The 17,337-nt window shown below is 34.9% G+C and carries 18 protein-coding genes; 4 read left to right on the top strand and 14 right to left on the bottom strand.

What is annotated here, in order from left to right:
* Position 1: 1 nt before the first annotated feature.
* From AACZ49_RS14705 to AACZ49_RS14665, 9 genes are all read right to left on the bottom strand, one after another.
* A complete protein-coding gene (locus tag AACZ49_RS14705) occupies positions 2-901 on the bottom strand; it encodes a DUF58 domain-containing protein (protein WP_339656457.1) in 900 nt (299 codons plus the stop codon).
* Between the two features lie 95 nt (positions 902-996).
* Positions 997-2,001 (bottom strand): MoxR family ATPase, encoded by a 1,005-nt coding sequence (locus AACZ49_RS14700; protein ID WP_339656455.1) that lies wholly within the window; start codon positions 1,999-2,001, stop codon positions 997-999.
* A gap of 10 nt (positions 2,002-2,011) precedes the next feature.
* A complete protein-coding gene (locus AACZ49_RS14695) occupies positions 2,012-2,632 on the bottom strand; it encodes a DUF4159 domain-containing protein (protein ID WP_339656452.1) in 621 nt (206 codons plus the stop codon).
* Between the two features lie 94 nt (positions 2,633-2,726).
* Positions 2,727-4,043 (bottom strand): TldD/PmbA family protein, encoded by a 1,317-nt coding sequence (locus AACZ49_RS14690; protein ID WP_339656449.1) that lies wholly within the window; start codon positions 4,041-4,043, stop codon positions 2,727-2,729.
* 29 nt (positions 4,044-4,072) lie between these two features.
* Positions 4,073-5,713 (bottom strand): TldD/PmbA family protein, encoded by a 1,641-nt coding sequence (locus tag AACZ49_RS14685; RefSeq protein ID WP_339656446.1) that lies wholly within the window; start codon positions 5,711-5,713, stop codon positions 4,073-4,075.
* A 354-nt stretch (positions 5,714-6,067) separates the two neighbouring features.
* Positions 6,068-6,643, bottom strand: a complete 576-nt coding sequence (locus AACZ49_RS14680; RefSeq protein WP_339656443.1) for a LytTR family DNA-binding domain-containing protein — start codon at positions 6,641-6,643, stop codon at positions 6,068-6,070.
* A complete protein-coding gene (locus tag AACZ49_RS14675) occupies positions 6,624-6,791 on the bottom strand; it encodes a hypothetical protein (protein ID WP_339656440.1) in 168 nt (55 codons plus the stop codon). The genes AACZ49_RS14680 and AACZ49_RS14675 overlap by 20 nt, the downstream gene beginning before the upstream one ends.
* 33 nt (positions 6,792-6,824) lie before the next feature.
* Positions 6,825-7,346, bottom strand: a complete 522-nt coding sequence (locus AACZ49_RS14670; protein WP_339656437.1) for a hypothetical protein — start codon at positions 7,344-7,346, stop codon at positions 6,825-6,827.
* A gap of 301 nt (positions 7,347-7,647) precedes the next feature.
* Complete coding sequence (locus AACZ49_RS14665; RefSeq protein ID WP_339656434.1) at positions 7,648-7,965, bottom strand: hypothetical protein; 318 nt, start codon at positions 7,963-7,965, stop codon at positions 7,648-7,650.
* Positions 7,966-8,383: 418 nt separating this feature from the next.
* On the opposite strand from AACZ49_RS14665, the gene AACZ49_RS14660 reads away from it, so the two are divergent.
* Entirely contained in the window at positions 8,384-8,845 is a 462-nt protein-coding gene (locus AACZ49_RS14660; RefSeq protein ID WP_339656432.1) for a pyridoxamine 5'-phosphate oxidase family protein, read from the top strand.
* 77 nt (positions 8,846-8,922) lie between these two features.
* On the opposite strand, the gene AACZ49_RS14655 is transcribed toward AACZ49_RS14660, so the two are convergent.
* Positions 8,923-9,681 carry a sigma-70 family RNA polymerase sigma factor gene (locus tag AACZ49_RS14655; RefSeq protein ID WP_339656429.1) on the bottom strand — a complete coding sequence of 253 codons (759 nt, stop codon included), beginning with the start codon at positions 9,679-9,681 and terminating at the stop codon, positions 8,923-8,925.
* Between the two features lie 155 nt (positions 9,682-9,836).
* Between AACZ49_RS14655 and AACZ49_RS14650 the strand changes: the two genes are divergently transcribed.
* Positions 9,837-12,344, top strand: a complete 2,508-nt coding sequence (locus tag AACZ49_RS14650) for a cation-translocating P-type ATPase (RefSeq protein ID WP_339656426.1) — start codon at positions 9,837-9,839, stop codon at positions 12,342-12,344.
* A gap of 6 nt (positions 12,345-12,350) precedes the next feature.
* Here the strand turns inward: AACZ49_RS14650 and upp are convergent, their stop codons facing one another.
* The 4 genes from upp to AACZ49_RS14630 form a co-directional block, all read right to left on the bottom strand.
* On the bottom strand, positions 12,351-13,004 hold the full coding sequence (gene upp, locus AACZ49_RS14645) for a uracil phosphoribosyltransferase (RefSeq protein ID WP_339656423.1): 654 nt from the start codon (positions 13,002-13,004) through the stop codon (positions 12,351-12,353).
* A 114-nt stretch (positions 13,005-13,118) separates the two neighbouring features.
* On the bottom strand, positions 13,119-13,880 hold the full coding sequence (locus AACZ49_RS14640; protein ID WP_339656420.1) for an SDR family oxidoreductase: 762 nt from the start codon (positions 13,878-13,880) through the stop codon (positions 13,119-13,121).
* A gap of 17 nt (positions 13,881-13,897) precedes the next feature.
* Complete coding sequence (locus tag AACZ49_RS14635; protein ID WP_339656417.1) at positions 13,898-14,524, bottom strand: WG repeat-containing protein; 627 nt, start codon at positions 14,522-14,524, stop codon at positions 13,898-13,900.
* A gap of 102 nt (positions 14,525-14,626) precedes the next feature.
* Positions 14,627-15,028, bottom strand: a complete 402-nt coding sequence (locus AACZ49_RS14630) for a hypothetical protein (RefSeq protein WP_339656414.1) — start codon at positions 15,026-15,028, stop codon at positions 14,627-14,629.
* 90 nt (positions 15,029-15,118) lie between these two features.
* Here AACZ49_RS14630 and AACZ49_RS14625 point away from each other — a divergent pair, with 90 nt between their 5' ends.
* Together AACZ49_RS14625 and AACZ49_RS14620 are read left to right on the top strand one after the other, a co-directional pair.
* Entirely contained in the window at positions 15,119-16,270 is a 1,152-nt protein-coding gene (locus AACZ49_RS14625; protein WP_339656411.1) for a PAS domain-containing sensor histidine kinase, read from the top strand.
* Positions 16,270-17,319, top strand: coding sequence for a response regulator (locus AACZ49_RS14620; protein WP_339656408.1), 1,050 nt, complete (start codon positions 16,270-16,272; stop codon positions 17,317-17,319). Before AACZ49_RS14625 ends, AACZ49_RS14620 begins: the two co-directional genes overlap by 1 nt.
* Positions 17,320-17,337: the final 18 nt, after the last annotated feature.

Below are 17,337 nucleotides of genomic sequence, written 5' to 3'. Positions count from 1 at the left end.
ATTAGCTGAGTCTTTTACGTTGTTTCAAAAATAATTGAAGCGCTTCGCCCAAATGTGCATCCATACGGAAAACATGATGGTCGATTCCGTTTGAAAGTAATTCTTCCTTAACCCTTTTTAATCTTTTTTCAAGAGTCGACAAATATTCGGTTTTGGCTTTTGAGGTATCGACCTTTACGCGTTCTCCGGTCTCCCAATCTTCAAAAGTGATATTTGGTCCGTAATTGAAATCCATTTCCGCCGAGCCCATAATCTGTAATACCACAACTTCATTACGAGCCGATTTCAATCCCTTTATAAAACTTGAAATCTCAGTATTGGTTTCATACAAATCCGTAAAGAAAAAAACCAATTCTTTCCCACCTTTATTGGGTATTTTTTTATTAGAAATATGTGTTTCGGGCCATTTTCCGGTGTTTGAAAGATTAATCAGTTCTAACAACAGTCTATTGTAATGCTTCTTGTCCGCCTTCGGATAAATACTGACCACATCAGTTTCATTAAGCGCAAAAAGACCTACAGCATCACCTTGTTTATGTGCCATATAGGCCAAAGTTGCTACCAGAACACGCACAAAATCAATCTTGGACATATCCGTTTCCTTATGCAGCATTGAAGCACTGGTATCTATTATAAACTTAATGGCAACCTGACTTTCTATCTCTGATTGCTTGATATAATACCGACCGGAACGTGCCAGCATTTTCCAATCCAATAGTCGTAAATCATCACCAGGTTCATAGCCGCGATATTGACTAAATTCCATACCAGGACCAACGCTTACACTTCTATTTAAACCTGAAGTAAAGCCTTCAACCACTATTCGAGATATCAATGATAGCCCCGAAACGGTTTTGATGACTTCTGGTTTTAATAAATCGTGATAGTCCTGTTGTGCCATTTACCCGATAATCGAGATTTAAATGATTCGACGCTTGCGCCGAAATCTAAATTAAACTTATAATTCAATACCTCGCGGGCTTTCCCCGAGATTGTTTACTTGCCTTTTAGTTCAATGACATTCAATAAATGAGTTGCAACTTTATCTGAAGTAATGCCTTCTGTCTCTGCCCTAAAATTGACCAAAACTCGATGGCGTAGCACAGGCAAAGCAACGCTTTTAATATCATTTAAGGTAACCGCTAACCTACCTTCTAACAAGGCATTAGCCTTTGCTGTTAAGATCATTGCTTGACCAGCACGTGGACCCGCGCCCCAATCTACCCAATCTTTAACATAAGAATCTGTTGTGGTTTCTGGCCGAGTAGCGCGAATAATATCGCTAACAAAACTTATAAGTGCATCACTAATGCTAACCTCACGAACCAATTGCTGTAATCGGACAATATCGTCACCAGATATGACCTTGTTTAACTTCCTTTTTACGGCGCCTGTAGTCGCTTTTAAAATTGCTTCTTCATCTTGCTTGGTCGGATACCCAATTTTTATATACAGTAAAAAACGATCTTGTTGTGCTTCGGGCAAAACGAAGGTACCCGATTGTTCTATGGGATTTTGGGTAGCCAAAATAAAGAAAGGTTTATCTAACGGATAGGTTTTATCCCCATAAGTAACCTCAAATTCTTGCATGGCTTCTAATAAGGCAGCTTGTGTTTTTGGTGGTGTACGGTTTATTTCATCTGCCAGAATAATATTCGAAAAAATGGGACCCTTGTTGAACTTGAAAAACTTCTTTCCTGTAGTATGGTCTTCCTCTAAAATCTCTGTACCTATAATATCCGACGGCATTAAATCTGGCGTAAACTGAATTCGTTTAAATTTTAAATCGATTGCATTCGCCAAGGTCCTGATCATTAGAGTTTTTGCTAAACCGGGCACTCCTTCTAATAAGGCATGACCACCAGCTAAAAATGTAATCAGTAATTGAGATACCGTTTCTTCTTGCCCAATAATTACCTTACCAATTTCTTGCTTTAAGGCTTTCAACTTATCGGAAAGCATTTCTACCTCATCTGCAATACGTTGTAATTCTTTATCCATTTAAATATGTTTATGAGGTGAGGGCATACAACACTATATTGACCCCAAACCTTGTATTGTCTATTTTGTACCAGCGTTTGTTTCTAAAGTCGTAATCCCACTCGCAACCGTAATCCTTATTACTATAAAGCACGCCTACTCTGCCATTGATTTCTATTGCCTTTAAATAATCGTGTACCAAATCATCACCCCAACCGTTCAACTCTTGTGATGTTGTTGGCGGACCATCTTCAAAATCAAAGAAAATGGAATAAAGTTCGTGATCGTTAGGTATTTTTTTTAATTCGGAAGGACCAAATATTTCTTCCATTTGGCGTTCAAATGACTTTGCGAATAGTCCATCTAAATCATGATTGCAATCATCGGCAAAAACAAAACCACCATTGCGTACATACTTTTTAAAATTCTCTTTTTCTTTTTTTGTAAATTCTACCAGCTTGTGCCCGGAGATATAGCAAAACGGACTTTTAAAAATATCATCGCTTGCAAGCGAAATAATCTTTTCTTGGGTATCAACTTTCAATGTGGTGTATTCCACTAACGAATTCAACAAGTTGGAAGGCATACGTTGATCAACATCCCAATCACCGGATTCATACTGCAATCTTGTAAAGAAAAATTCGTTGTTCAAGAGAAGAGCTGCTTTTATTTAAATTCTAGTTTCAAAAAAGAAACTGGCTGTCGTATTATACACGAACAACCAGTTTGCTAGTTGGTTACTTTATTTAAACCGCATCGGAAAGACTGGTGAACGTAAAATCACGAACCTTCATATAAGGTATTAGATTACCGTTTATTCGTACCTGTTTGCCAAGGGTTTCTAAATTATTCAACATGATGATCGGACTTTCATTAAACCTGAAGTTTTTAACAGGATATTTAATTTGTCCGTTTTCGATGTAAAAAGTTCCATCTCTTGTCAAGCCAGTATATAGTAAGGTTTGTGGATCAACACTTCGTATGTACCATAAACGTGTTACCAAAATTCCCTTTTTAGTACTCTTGATCAAATCTTCCAAGCTTTGGTCACCACCTGCCATTATTACGTTTGATGGAAATGGAACAGGATCAACACCTTTTTCCTTTGCCCAAAAACGATCATAGGCCAAATTTTTAACCACTCCGTTTTCTAACCACGTTGTTTTCTTTAAGGGTTGCCCTTCTCCATTCCAAGTAGATGTTGGTACTTCTGGATTTAAAGGATCTGACCAAATATTTACACGTTCATCTACTATCTTTTGACCTAATTTGTTTGCACCATCTGCGGCAGACATAAAGCTTCTGCCCTCATCAGCTGAACGAGCGTCTAAAGATCTGAACATATTTCGCAATAAATCAGATGAAGCAGCAGGTTCTAGAATTACAGTGTACTTACCCGGCTCAATTGCTTTTGCCTCTTTTGACATCACAGCTTTATCGATTGCCGTTTTCGCGGCTTCTGCAGCATCAAATTTTGTTACATCATTAAAATCTCTAGATACCCAACCAGAACCCGTACCATCATTGGTACGCATGGTTACCGTGAAATCTACATCGGTAGATTGATTGTAAGCAAAAAGACCTTTAGAGTTGATCATGGCGCTGAAACCGGCAGAATCATTTAAGAATCCAGCAGCGGTAACATCTTTTGCAGCAGCAGGATCAATACTGCTACTGGCTACTTCAGCTCTATATTCTGGAGATATATTTGCCGTAGATTCACTAAAGCTTATAGATTCGTCGTACACCTGTGGACCTAAAGGTTCCATAAACTCAGAATTCTCAGGTGAAAGATTTGCCAATTCTTCCGCTCTTCTTACTACCTTTTCCAATGATGCATCATCGAATTCATCTATAGTTGCCGTACCCGATTTTTTACCAAAACTTGATTGTACCGCCAAACTTTGAGTAGAACTATACCCAGATGTAGATACTGTATTACGCGCATATCTGATATTGCCGCTATTATAACCGTTTAAATTAATTTCACAGGTATCGGCCTTGGAAAAGCTTAAGGCTTTTTCCAGAATTTTTCTTGCTTCCTCTTTAGTATATATTGCCATTGTTGCTATATTTTTTTGGGTGAAACTAATTAAATAGTTCTACCTGTGTTAATTACATTTACATCATTGAACCTAGCGGTAGAACTACCGTGAGATACGGCACTCGCCTGAGAAGGCTGCCCTTTACCGTCAAAGAAAGTACCAAATAATCGGTAATCACTTTCATCACAAATCTTAACACATGAATTCCAAAATTCTTGGGTATTGGATTGGTACGCCACATCTTCTAACATACCTACAATTTCACCATCTTTAATTTCATAGAACACCGTACCACCAAATTGGAAATTGTAACGTTGTTGATCAATTGAATAGGAACCACGACCGGCAATATAAATTCCTTTCTCTACATCTTTGATCATCTCAGAAATGGAATACTTATCCTTTCCTGGTTCTAAAGATACATTTGGCATTCGTTGAAATTGTACATCTTCCCAACTTTGTGCATAACAACAACCATGAGATTCATTTTGGCCTATCATGTGAACTTGGTCGCGAATAGCTTGGAAATTGGTTAAAACACCATTTCTAACCAAATCCCATTTCTTGGTTTTAACACCTTCATCATCGTACCCTACAGCACCTAATGAACCTACTTGAGTTTTATCAGCTACAAGGTTTACAACATCACTACCGTATTTGAAGTTTCCTGATTTTAATTTATCCAAAGTTGCAAAACTTGTACCTGCGTAATTGGCTTCATAACCTAATACACGATCCAATTCAAGTGGATGCCCAACCGATTCATGTATCGTTAGACCCAAATGATTTGGTTCTAGAACTAAATCATATTTACCAGCATCAACCGATTTTGCCGTCAATTTTTCTTTAGCCTGTTTTGCTGCAATGGTCGCATCTTCTACCATATCATAGCTATTTCTATATAGACGCAAACCAGCTGGCCCCTCTAATTTTTCAGATTCAAGTCCGTCTAGATATTCATACCCCATTCCGACTGGCGCACTCATGTTTTCTCTAGTCTTAAAGTTCCCTTTAGCTTTATCAATTGCAGTTACCCTGAAAGTTGGCCACAATCTGTGTATATCTTGATCAATATAAGAACCATCGGTAGATGCAAAATATTTTTGCTCGTTTACCATGAATAAGGCTGAGTTTACATAATCAGCACCATTATCCAAAGCAGCGGCATTGGCAGTCAATAATAAATCTACTTTTTCTGACACCGGTACTTCTTTAAAATCCTTTGTAATGGGAGTTTTCCATGAGACCTCACCATATGCATTTACGGGTGCCAATTTAACTGGTTCTGTTTGTATTTTTGAATTTGCCTTTGCAATTGCCACAGCTTGTTCCGTTGCCTTTTTAATTCCGTCTTCTGTAACACTATTGGTTGAGGCAAAACCCCATGTACCATTTGCTATAACACGAATACCAATACCAAAAGATTCTGTATTGACTACATTTTGTACTTTATCTTCCCTAGTGAAAACGTATTGATTTAAATACCTACCTATTCTGGCATCCGCATAGGTTGCTCCTAAAGATTTAGCTGTATTTAAGGCAACATCTGCCATCTTTCTTTTTATCAAAACATCCATGCCCGGTTCTAACAAAGCTTCTGTCGGAATGTCTTTACCTAGCAATAATGACGGCATCATTAATGCTCCGGCTCCAAAACCGGCGTACTGTACAAAATCTCTTCTTTTCATCTGTTCGTTTTAAATTGGTTCTTTAAGGTTACATCTACCTAAGGCACATCTAACTGTAACATATTTAGTATTCTAAGGATATTCCGTTCATAAAAACTTGTTCTGCAAACACTAGTTTTAAGTTAAAAATAGCTACAATTGATAAGATAATTTCACAATCTTAAAATCACAGAATTTGTGATATTAATTACAGCTCTCTAAAAATAGAAAGGGATTCTTAACAATTATGTTAACCTTAACATAAAATATAACTTAAAAAGATGTTTTTGAGAATAATATAAAAATAGAACCTAGAATTTTTGTTTTTCAACAGCGTGGAAGGGAAATCGACAATTGAATATATTATTTTTTTAATTACCGATGCATCTTATCCAAAATCTCGATTATCTCGGTTTTCTTAAGGACAGACACCGGTACGTTTTCTCCATTCTTCAACATTAAATAACCACCATCGGTTTTTATATAGGCGCTGATGCATTGAAGATTCACTAAATGACTTTGATGCACACGTACAAAATCATGACTGCTCAATAAATCTGCAAAATATTTTAAGGTCTTTGTTACGAAAATCTTGCGTTTATTCTGAAGATGAAAAATAGTGTTATTACTGTCCGACTCACACCGAATAATTTCATCCAGGCTTACAATAATAATTTGGTCTAGCGCATGTAAAGATATCTTGTTAGGTTTCTTCTCTGGAGCAGAAATGGTTTCCTTTAAAATTTGTAGACGTTCTTTATTAGGTTGCAATTGTTCTTTTGCTCTTTGGATCACCAAACTTAAATCTTCGTGCGTATAAGGTTTTAGCACATAGTCTATAGCAGCGAACTTAAACGCCCGTATGGCAAATTCGTCACTTGCCGTTACAAAGATTATTTTGGATTTTAAATCTGGAAAAATCGTTAGAATATCAAACCCTGTACCGTCCACCGAGGATAATATCCAAAAACAAAATATCGGGTTGGATTTTACGAAGTATTTTCGCAGCTTCCACTACACTCTGTGCCGTTGCAATTATTTCAATATCTGGATGCTGTACTTCTACATCCTTCTTTAAAAGGGTTAGGGCATCAATCATATCTTCTACAATAATTGCTGTGTGTTTAGGATTCTAATAATCCGTTAACAAAGGTATTTTAAAGGTAATCTTTATACCTTCAATGCTACCATCTTCATTTTTAAGTTCTGTAATATGTAAAGTGTCTATACTTGCAATAGACTCCAATCGTTCTTTGGTCACTGTCAATGCCATAGATTGATGGTCTGTTTTAGACTTTTCATTTTGTGATTTAAAAATACCCAAACCATTGTCAATAATACTACAATGCAAATGGGTTTTAGTGGTTCTGAACTTTATTTGCAGCTTGCCATTTTTATCTCCTTTTAAAATACCATGCCTTATTGCATTTTCTACAAATAGTTGTATCAACATTGGTGGAATCAAAATTTCTTCTGGATCTGGCGTTGTTTGTATATCAAAATTACATTCAAAAGGTTTCTGGGCCATTAACTGCTCTACTTCTACGTAATGTCCTAACACCTTAATTTCTTGATCTAAACCAATATGTTCCTTTCTTGAATTCTGCAGTGTTTCTCTAAATAAAATGGCAAAACTATTAATGGTAGCATTCATTTTTTATGGTTTGATGCCCACCATGGCTTTTATGCCATTTAGCACATTGAATATAAAATGCGGATTCATTTGCGAACGCAATGCTTTTTGCTCTAACGTAAGTAGGTAATTCTGAGTTTTCAACTGCTCTTGTTCCGCGTTATTCCTTGCTTTTATTTTTTTGATGTACTAAAGTCCAAAGGCCAGAAATATAAAAAATAATAGCGCTAAAACAGACCATTGAAACCAAGATTTTTGGTACAGTGGACTATCAATAAAAAAATTAAATTCTATAGGTTCACTTTCTTGCCATCTGTAATTTCTAGATTGTACCAAAAATGAATGTGGACCGTAGGCTAGCCCGGAAAAAAATTTGCATGTTCTCCTTTACCCAAGGACTCCATTGGGTATCATCTAATCTAGTTCTATATTCAATTTCTTTTGGGTGGTCGACATCTACTGTTCTAAACGAAAAACCTAATTGCGTTTGATCAGGAGTTAATTGAAGTATTTTATTACTATTTGTCCATTCTTTTAAATTAATGGAGTCTATATTTTTATAACGCTCCTCTACTCCTGTAAAATAAATTTTTGGTGGTGCAGCTGTTTTTTTACTTTCACTAGGTATATGTTTTGTCAATCCATAAATAGCACCAAACCATAGATTGCCCTATTCATTTATATCCACTGCATTTAAACATGTTTCTATACCTAGAAATCCGTCATTTCTACCAAAGTGATAAACGTCTACAATCTCGTTAGATGTATTCAATTCTATTTTATCTACTCCCCGTTCAGAACCTGCCCATAGGAATCCTTGATTATCAAAAATGAGCTGGTAAATATTATTGGAAGATAAATTTTTGGCTCCTTTTTAGATTAGTATTATTTGAAGTCAAATCTAACTTTGAACAATCGGTAATTATGGAGGCTTTTAGTATACGTTGGGCATGAACTAGAATTCGTAGATTCTTTAATTTTCGTTATTACTGACCAATATCATGTGCCACTATTTCAATGATCTATACATTTATCGGATTATTAAATACAAAAAGGTCATGAGAAGAAATTTGGATGAAAAGGAATGTGCAGCACTCCTTGAGCATAACTATATAGGGCGACTAGCTTATATTTCAGGTGGATATCCACATATTGTTCCCATCACTTATTTCTACGATTCGGAGACCAATACTATTACCAGCTATTCTTCTGAAGGCCATAAAATTCAAGAGATGAGAAAAAATACAGCCGTTTGTTTAGCAGTCGATGAAATTGCCTCTATCTCGAATTGGAAGTCGGTACTCGTACAGGGTACTTTTGAAGAACTCTCTCGTATTGATGCAAAACATATGCTTCATGAGTTTTCTGAAGGAGTGAAGAAAGTTATAAAAAACAACTATGGTGAACACCCAAAATATATTAGTGAGTTTTCTGCAAAAATTGATGCCGAAGATGCTCCTATTGTATTTCGAATGAAAATTAAGGAATTAACTGGAAAGCTTCGAAAAAACGATTATTAGAATTTAGTCCAAAAAATAAAAACCACTTAAACAATAACAATGCTATCATTAAATAATGAGAGCATTTTAAATATAATCTAATTACTATCAATTAAGAATCGCTTTTCAATGCTGTTTCTAAGTATTTTACGCGCCTCATTTAAATCTTTCTCCACTTCGCTAAGCTTGGCATCTCTAATATTTGCAATCTCATTTAAAGTAAATCCCTCATTTGCAAAAAGTTGAAAAATTGTTCTCATTCGTGTATTCATCTTATCAAGAACTAACTGCACATGGCGTGCAATACCATCTTTATTCAATGAAGCATCTAATTTTTCTGCCAGATCTTTTTCTTCATCCGTAATAAAAACATGGTCAAGGGTTAAGTCATCCTTATTTAAGGATCTATCATCCATTTCTTCAAGCATCACAAAATCACCATCACCGTCTCTGCTATATTTCTCCTCCATAGCATCCCACTCTGGTTGGGTGTATGTGTCGATATTATCAAAAAATACATGGTCAAACTCTTCCTCTACCAAACTATCTTCCAATAATTGATCTACTTTTTTATAAAGAAAAGCATGTAGTTCATTTTCGTTATTTATTTCTTTTAAATGATCATAGACTTCAATAAATAATTGATCCGTGAAATCATTTGGATTAAACATGCCTTTATTCAATTCTCCGTTTGCCACTGCGCTGTTCAATCGTTTAGATACATACCGATAAATTTTTGGAACAATTTTCAAAAGCTCTTTATTAAAAGACTTCTGATTATTCTCACTTTTAAAAAAGACTAATTTTGAATACGTTTCTTTCATTATCATACGAAGATCATTTATTTCTGTTTCCATAATTATAAACTTAAAGGATTAATCCCAGTATAAAAGTGCAATCTTATTCCTTCAATTAATATGATAAATATCAGTATATTCAAGTAGGCTTTACTATAATTTAGACAAGACCATAGGTTATTTAAAACCTTTATATACTACGCTAACAACAGTTTATGAATAGTCCCAAGGATTTCGGAATATCTGGCCTTACAGATAAAGAAGTTAAAACTTCACGAGAAAAATATGGTTCAAACACCTTCAACTACAAAAAAGAAAATAGCTTTTTAGATGCTCTCAAAAGCATCGCTAAAGAACCCATGGTTATATTATTACTAGTTGCCTCCTCTATATATTTTATGACCGCTAACTGGGGAGATGGCATTTTTTTAGCTTCTGCCATTATTCTTGTTGGCTCTATTTCACTTTATCAAGATTCGAGAAGTAGAAAAGCGTTAGAAAATCTTAAAAATCTAACACATCCTAAAAGTAAGGTAATCCGTTCTGGTTCCATTGTTGAAATTGATAGTCAAGACATAGTCGTTGGTGATTATCTTATGGTAGAAGAAGGTACCACTATCTCTGCCGATGGAACCATTGTACATTCAAATGATTTCTCGGTCGATGAATCCGTTTTAACAGGAGAATCCCTTTCCATTTACAAAGACGCTTCTAGTTCAGATAATTCAATCTTAACAGGAAGTACGGTCGCTAGCGGATTAGCCATAGCCAGAATTACCGCTATAGGAAATTTAACAAAACTTGGAAAAATAGGAAAAAGCCTTGTGGGAATAACCGAAGAAAAAACTCCTTTGGAATTAAAAATCTTCAACTTCGTGAAATTGATGTCTATTTGGGGAGGCGTTATATTTCTGCTGGTGTGGACTATAAACTATCTCCGTTCAAGAGAAATACTAGAAAGTCTATTACAGGCCCTTACTTTAGCAATGAGTATTCTTCCTGAAGAAATTCCTGTTGCATTTACCACTTTTATGGCTTTAGGTGCATGGCGACTTATGAAAATGGGCATTGTTGTAAAGCAAATGAAAACAGTAGAAACATTAGGTAGCGCAACTGTTATCTGCACTGATAAAACAGGTACAATTACCCAAAATAAAATGGCCTTGGCCAAACTTTTCACCTTAGAAACAGGGCAAGTAAAAAATGCTGATGAACATCTCGAAACCAAAGAAAAGGATTTAATTACAATGGCAATGTGGGCCAGTGAACCTATACCTTTTGACCCAATGGAAGTTGCCCTGCATAATGCCTATGGTAAATTATCCACTAAAGATGAACGCCCAAATTATAAGATGGTACATGAATACCCATTAGGTGGTAAACCGCCCATGATGACCCATCTATTTGAAAATACAACGGGCAACCTTATCGTAGCGACCAAGGGTGCTCCTGAAGCAATAATTGCGGTATCGAAACTAACACCTTCAGAAATAAAAATACTGCAAGAGACTATTTTAAATTTAGGAAAAGAAGGATACAGATTATTAGCGGTTGGTAATGGTATTTTTACCGGAATGGAATACCCGAAGCAACAACAAGATTTCAAATTTGAATTTAAAGGTATCATAGCCTTTTACGACCCGCCAAAAGAAAACATTCCTCAAGTACTAAAAAATTTTGAAAGTGCAGGTATTCATGTGAAATTGGTTACAGGCGACAATGCCAATACAGCAATCGCTATAGCAAAACAAATTAACTTTAAAGGATTTGAAAAATGTATATCTGGCGATGAGTTAATGCAACTAACCGATGCTGAATTGCAAGAGAAAGTAAAGGATATTAATGTGTACTCGAGAATGTTTCCTGATGCAAAACTGAGAATCGTAAATGCACTTAAGAAAAATAACGAGGTAGTTGCCATGACGGGCGATGGTGTCAATGACGGCCCTGCATTAAAAGCTTCCCATATTGGTATTGCCATGGGTAAAAAGGGTACTGAGATAGCAAAACAGGCAGCATCCCTCATTTTAGTAGATGATGACCTCTCTAAAATGGTCGATGCCATTGCTATGGGTAGAAAAATTTACACCAATTTAAAAAAAGCTATTCAATATATTATTTCAATTCACATACCGATCATTCTTACCGTGTTTATTCCATTGGCATTGCGTTGGGTTTATCCAAATATATTCTCGCCTTCTCACGTTATATTACTTGAATTAATCATGGGACCTACATGTTCTATCATTTTTGAAAATGAGCCTATGGAGAAAAATCTGATGCTTAAAAAGCCTAGACCTTTTTCAACAACATTTTTCAACTACAAAGAACTATTTACCAGTATCATACAAGGTCTAATTATAACACTAGGTGCACTTTCTGTTTATCAATATTCGGTTATAAATGTTTTCTCAGAAAGTGTAACTAGAACAATGGTATTTATGGTTTTAATATTTGCAAATATCTTTTTAACCTTGGTCAATCGTTCTTTTTATTATTCCATTTTCACCACCCTGAATTACAAGAATTCCTTGGTTCCATTAATTATTGGAATCACTCTAACACTTTCACTACTATTACTTTATATTCCAGCTTTTACACACTTTTTTGAATTTGAAAGTCTATCCATTGATCAATTGGGAATATCCTTATTAGTTGGTGGTTTTTCCGTATTATGGTATGAATCGGTAAAATGGGTGAAACGCTCTAAAAATAAGAATTAAGGTTTATTATAATTTTTCACCAAAAGCCAAATCACCGGCATCGCCAATACCTGGTACTATATAACCCCGTGAATTTAATTCTTGATCAATGGCGGCAATCCATAAATGGGTATGCCCTGGAAAGATATTATCTAGATACTCAATACCCTGCTGAGACCCTATAACCGAAATGATATGAATAGCTGTTGGAGTTCCATGGTCTTTCAATGTCAATAGTACATTTTCTAATGTTCTACCAGTAGCTAACATAGGATCTGTAAGCACTAATATTTTACCCTCTAAAGATGGTGCAGCAAAATATTTTACGATTACCTCAAAATTATCGCTATTTCCTTCATGTTTTCGAAAAGCAGATATAAAGCCATTCTCGGCGGTATCAAAATAATTTAAAAGTCCTTGATGAAGTGGTAAACCAGCCCTTAGAATAGAACATATTACCAACGAATCTCGATTAAGATTCATTTCTTTAACACCTAAGGGTGTTTTAACCATTGCCGGATTATATGTTAATTCTTTACTTAATTCATAACCAAGAACTTCGCCTATACGTTCAATATTTCGTCGAAAACGCATAGCATCTTTTTGAACTTGCGAATCACGTATTTCCGAAATAAACTGATTAAGAATTGAATTTTCCTTTCCTAAATTATGAACTATCATAAAGGCCGATTTTATTTCTAAAGTACTATTTTTAATTACAAGACTTGAATATATAAATGATATCATTCATATATTCAAGTCTTAAATCATTCATGCTTTTTGTAGAATCACCATTTAAGCATTCAGCATACCTCCATCAACTAAATGTGTACAGCCCGTAATGAATTTACTTTCATCAGATGCCAAAAACAATGCACATTCACCAATCTCTTTTGAAGTAGCATAACGACCAAAAGGTACGGCTGCGATAAAACCATCTTTAACAACCTCAGGACTATCAGGAGACATATCGCTTTCTATTCTACGCATCATTTCATTATCAACTGGACCAGGGTGTATTGTATTCACCCGTATTTTTCTAGAAGCATTCTCGACAGCAGCAACTCTCATAATACCCACAACTGCGTGTTTAGTAGCTACATATGCGCCTAAACCCGCAAAACCTTTTAAGCCTGCGACTGAAGATGTGATAATGACACTGCCCCCATCTTCCATCTTTGGAATAATATATTGACAACCCAACCAAACTCCTTTTAAGTTTACAGCAATTACACTATCGAATACATCTTCAGGGTATTCTGAAATAGGACTTGATACTCCTTCGATACCTGCATTTGCAAAGAATATGTCTATTTTACCATAGGTTTCTAAAGAATGATCAAGAAACTTGATCGTATCTTCTTTCTTTGAAACATCGGCTTGAAAATAAGAGACATTTTTATGGTTTAGTTCCGCACGTGATTTTTCAATAGATTCAGAATTTTTATCAACTAAAACAACTTTAGCGCCATGCTTTAAAAATAGATTTGCTGTTGCCAAACCTATACCTCCGGTACCTCCTGTGATAACAGCAACCTTATCTTTTAATCTTTCCATATGTATTATTTTATTACTTACAATTTGTTAATTGACCAACCTTTTCCTTCTATTTGAGTGGCTACCAAATTTTCATTAATAATTTTTACTCTAATTTCAGGCATTTCATAACGCTTAATCGTCATTTGTATATGGTCTCTTTTTTCGAAATAATCTGTTATCTCACCAGCAGTATTTAAACGGACATCAAAAAATTTGTACTCATAAATCTTTAACTTAAATTCATTTTCACCCTTAAAATTTTTCTCAAAAAAAACAGCGGTGGTATACCCATTTTTAAAGGGAAAAATATTTAAAAACTGTGGTTCTATAACCACTGCTCCAGTTTTATCAATAAAACCAAATACAGGCACACCGTCTTCTACGGTATTCTTAATAAGACACAAACCTTCATTAAACATTGGGTATTTTACACCTAATACATCTGTTTTAGTTACGTCTGCTTTTGGGTTCCAATAAATATCATCTCGGAAATCAATTACCATATCACCCTTTTCATTTACAAAACCCCATTGTTGGCCTTTGCGAACAGCTGCCAAACCTTCACCAAAAGGGGCTATTTCATCAATATTTTGTAAAACCTGTGCAGATATGGGTAGTACAACCAATAAGATAAATACCCATAGAAATATTTTGTTTTTCATGATTTCTAAATTTAAATTGTTCTACCAAAGTAGATGGTTCATTATCAAATTACTATGACGAATATCAGTCTTGTAGCTGTAATGAAGATTGATTGCATTGGTTTATCTAAATAAGATTTCAATTTTTGAAAGAAGTATCAACTCTGCCTTATTTTTACCTGCAAAGGCGTTTGCCATAGCAGTAGCTGTATCCAAAGTCAACCTTTTTATATCTGGTGTAAACATCTTTACATGTTCCTCATAAAACTCCTTAAATTGTATAAAACAATCTTTAGCTTCTTTCTCGTACTCTAAACACCAGTCAAAGGTGGTTTCAATTCTAAACGCGGCATCTGAGCCGTATTCATCTTCAATAGTATCAATATCTAACCAATAACTGCGAATATAGGATCGTAGATGATCAACTTCCTTTATATGTACGGTGCCATCTGTACTAGCCATGGCATAGAACAACTTTCCTAAATTCTCATAAAGCTCAATACCAAATTTTTGCGAGTTTAACATATCTTAAAAATTGAAATTAATATTTAGAAAAATTACTTTAATAATAACTACTTTACTATGATAATTATCAGTTAAGGATTATATTTAAAAATGAATGTTTTTGAAAAAAACAGTAATATTTTCAATCTATTATCAGAAGGGATTTCTGAAGGTATTATTCTCGTAAACACGCAACAAGTAATTGTAGCTACCAATTCTTCTGCAGAAGAAATGTTCCATTATGAAAAAGACGAACTCATAGGAAAATCATTAGACTGCATAATACCTAAAAGATACCACCATAAACATTCAGACCACTTTTCTAGTTTTATGGAGAAAAGTGAAAAAAGAAAAATGGGTAATGGTCTCGATTTAAGTGGCCTTAGAAAGAATGGGGAAGAATTTCCTGTTGAGGCTGGTTTAAATCCTTTCGTACTTTATGGAAATACTTATGTAATGGCATTGGTTACCGACATTACAGATCGCAAAAACTACACTCAACATCTCGAACGAACCGTTCAAGAGCGTACAAAACAATTGACAGATGCATTAGAAAAGGAAAAAGAGCTCAACGAGCTTAAAACACGATTTCTGTCGTTGGTTTCACATGAGTTTAAAACTCCTCTAAGTAGTATACTCACCTCTGTAACCTTACTCTCAAAATACAAGGAAACCGAGCAACAAGAAAAACGTGACAAACACGTAGAAATTATAAAATCCAAGGTACGACAGTTAGATACAATTCTTAACGATTTTCTATCTGTAGAACGTTTAGAATTGGGTAAAGTAAATTATGTAGTTGAAGATTTTCCTTTAAGTAGAGTAATCAATGAAGTAGTTTACGATGCCAATATGCTTCTTAAAAATGGACAGCAAATTCGTTACCCGGACAATATAGATGAGATAGTGATAAAATTTGATGAGAAAACCTTAGCCTTGGCATTATCTAATTTGCTGCAAAACGCCATTAAATATTCTCCAGAAGATTCAACTATAAAAATACTTTTTACCATTGAAAAAGAATTTTTGGTCCTATCAGTTATCGATCGAGGAATAGGAATACCCGATGAACAGCAGAAGTTTATTTTTGATCGCTATTTTAGGGCTGAAAATGCATTGCTAAATCAAGGTACTGGTATTGGTCTTAGTATCTCTAAACAACACCTATCAAATTTAGATGCAACACTTACTTTTGAAAGTCAAGAAAATATCGGTTCTACGTTTACAATACAAATTCCAAATAATATTAAAAGCAACACCTAATGAAAACCATTTTATTAATAGAAGACGATATTATACTAAAGGAAAACACAGCAGAACTTTTAGAGCTATATGGCTATCAAGTTTTTACTGCAGCAAATGGTAAAATTGGTATCGAAAGCGCAAAAGAAAAACTACCAGATTTAATTGTTTGTGATATTATGATGCCCGAAGTTGATGGCTATGGTGTAATAGAGGCACTATCAAGCGATACATGTACATTACATATTCCCTTTATTTTTCTTTCAGCGATTACAGAACATAAATCTATTCGAAAAGGAATGGACCTTGGTGCCGATGATTTTTTAACCAAACCTTTTGAAGAAGAAGAATTAATAAGTGCCATTGAAAGCCGACTGGCTAAGGCAAAATTACTACACAACATTAACACTAATAAACAAGAACAAGTAGACGACCCTGATAAAATCGGAAACCTTAATCAACTTAAAAATTATTTTGACGATAATGGCGAGGTAATTATCATAAATGAAGGTGATACCATTTACCAAGAAGGCATACGTTCTACCAATGTATATCTTATTTTAAAAGGTGTCGTAAAATGCCATACCATGGATCAAGATGGTAAAGAACTTATTACTTCTTTATATCATGCTGATGATTTTTTAGGCTTTACTTCTTTGATGAATAATGTTGTAAATCAAGAAACCGCTACTGCTTTAGAACCAGTAGAACTAGCTTCTATCACCAAAGAGCAATTACTCCAAATTGTTTCTGAAAACCACTCTATTCCTTTAGAGTTAATGGCGCTATTATCTGATAATATTTCAGACATTAAACATCAGCTTTTACAAATGGCATATAGTTCGGTTCGCAAAAAAACCGCTCAAACCTTATTGCAATTTGCCGAAATCATGAATAATGATACCACTGAGCCCATTAGAATATCTCGTGCCGATCTAGCCAGTGTTGCAGGTATAGCGACTGAAAGTTTAATTAGAACACTTTCTGGTTTTAAGAAGGAAGGGCTTATTGAAATAGAAGGTAGAAACATACATATAAAAGAACTTAAAGTGCTTAAATATGTTACCTAATCTGTTCTAGTATTTCTT

It is taken from the genome of uncultured Maribacter sp., from assembly GCF_963975365.1.
Taxonomy (GTDB): domain Bacteria; phylum Bacteroidota; class Bacteroidia; order Flavobacteriales; family Flavobacteriaceae; genus Maribacter.
This window is presented reverse-complemented; position numbering and strand designations above follow the sequence as displayed.

What these genes read in the sequence shown, in the direction of transcription:
- AACZ49_RS14705 (WP_339656457.1), bottom strand. Translation starts at nt 901, where the DNA reads ATGGCACAACAGGACTATCACGATTTATTAAAACCAGAAGTCATCAAA.
- AACZ49_RS14700 (WP_339656455.1), bottom strand. Translation starts at nt 2,001, where the DNA reads ATGGATAAAGAATTACAACGTATTGCAGATGAGGTAGAAATGCTTTCC.
- AACZ49_RS14690 (WP_339656449.1), bottom strand. Translation starts at nt 4,043, where the DNA reads ATGGCAATATATACTAAAGAGGAAGCAAGAAAAATTCTGGAAAAAGCC.
- AACZ49_RS14685 (WP_339656446.1), bottom strand. Translation starts at nt 5,713, where the DNA reads ATGAAAAGAAGAGATTTTGTACAGTACGCCGGTTTTGGAGCCGGAGCA.
- AACZ49_RS14675 (WP_339656440.1), bottom strand. Translation starts at nt 6,791, where the DNA reads ATGATTGATGCCCTAACCCTTTTAAAGAAGGATGTAGAAGTACAGCAT.
- AACZ49_RS14670 (WP_339656437.1), bottom strand. Translation starts at nt 7,346, where the DNA reads ATGAATGCTACCATTAATAGTTTTGCCATTTTATTTAGAGAAACACTG.
- AACZ49_RS14660 (WP_339656432.1), top strand. Translation starts at nt 8,384, where the DNA reads ATGAGAAGAAATTTGGATGAAAAGGAATGTGCAGCACTCCTTGAGCAT.
- AACZ49_RS14655 (WP_339656429.1), bottom strand. Translation starts at nt 9,681, where the DNA reads ATGGAAACAGAAATAAATGATCTTCGTATGATAATGAAAGAAACGTAT.
- AACZ49_RS14650 (WP_339656426.1), top strand. Translation starts at nt 9,837, where the DNA reads ATGAATAGTCCCAAGGATTTCGGAATATCTGGCCTTACAGATAAAGAA.
- upp (WP_339656423.1), bottom strand. Translation starts at nt 13,004, where the DNA reads ATGATAGTTCATAATTTAGGAAAGGAAAATTCAATTCTTAATCAGTTT.
- AACZ49_RS14640 (WP_339656420.1), bottom strand. Translation starts at nt 13,880, where the DNA reads ATGGAAAGATTAAAAGATAAGGTTGCTGTTATCACAGGAGGTACCGGA.
- AACZ49_RS14635 (WP_339656417.1), bottom strand. Translation starts at nt 14,524, where the DNA reads ATGAAAAACAAAATATTTCTATGGGTATTTATCTTATTGGTTGTACTA.
- AACZ49_RS14630 (WP_339656414.1), bottom strand. Translation starts at nt 15,028, where the DNA reads ATGTTAAACTCGCAAAAATTTGGTATTGAGCTTTATGAGAATTTAGGA.
- AACZ49_RS14625 (WP_339656411.1), top strand. Translation starts at nt 15,119, where the DNA reads ATGAATGTTTTTGAAAAAAACAGTAATATTTTCAATCTATTATCAGAA.
- AACZ49_RS14620 (WP_339656408.1), top strand. Translation starts at nt 16,270, where the DNA reads ATGAAAACCATTTTATTAATAGAAGACGATATTATACTAAAGGAAAAC.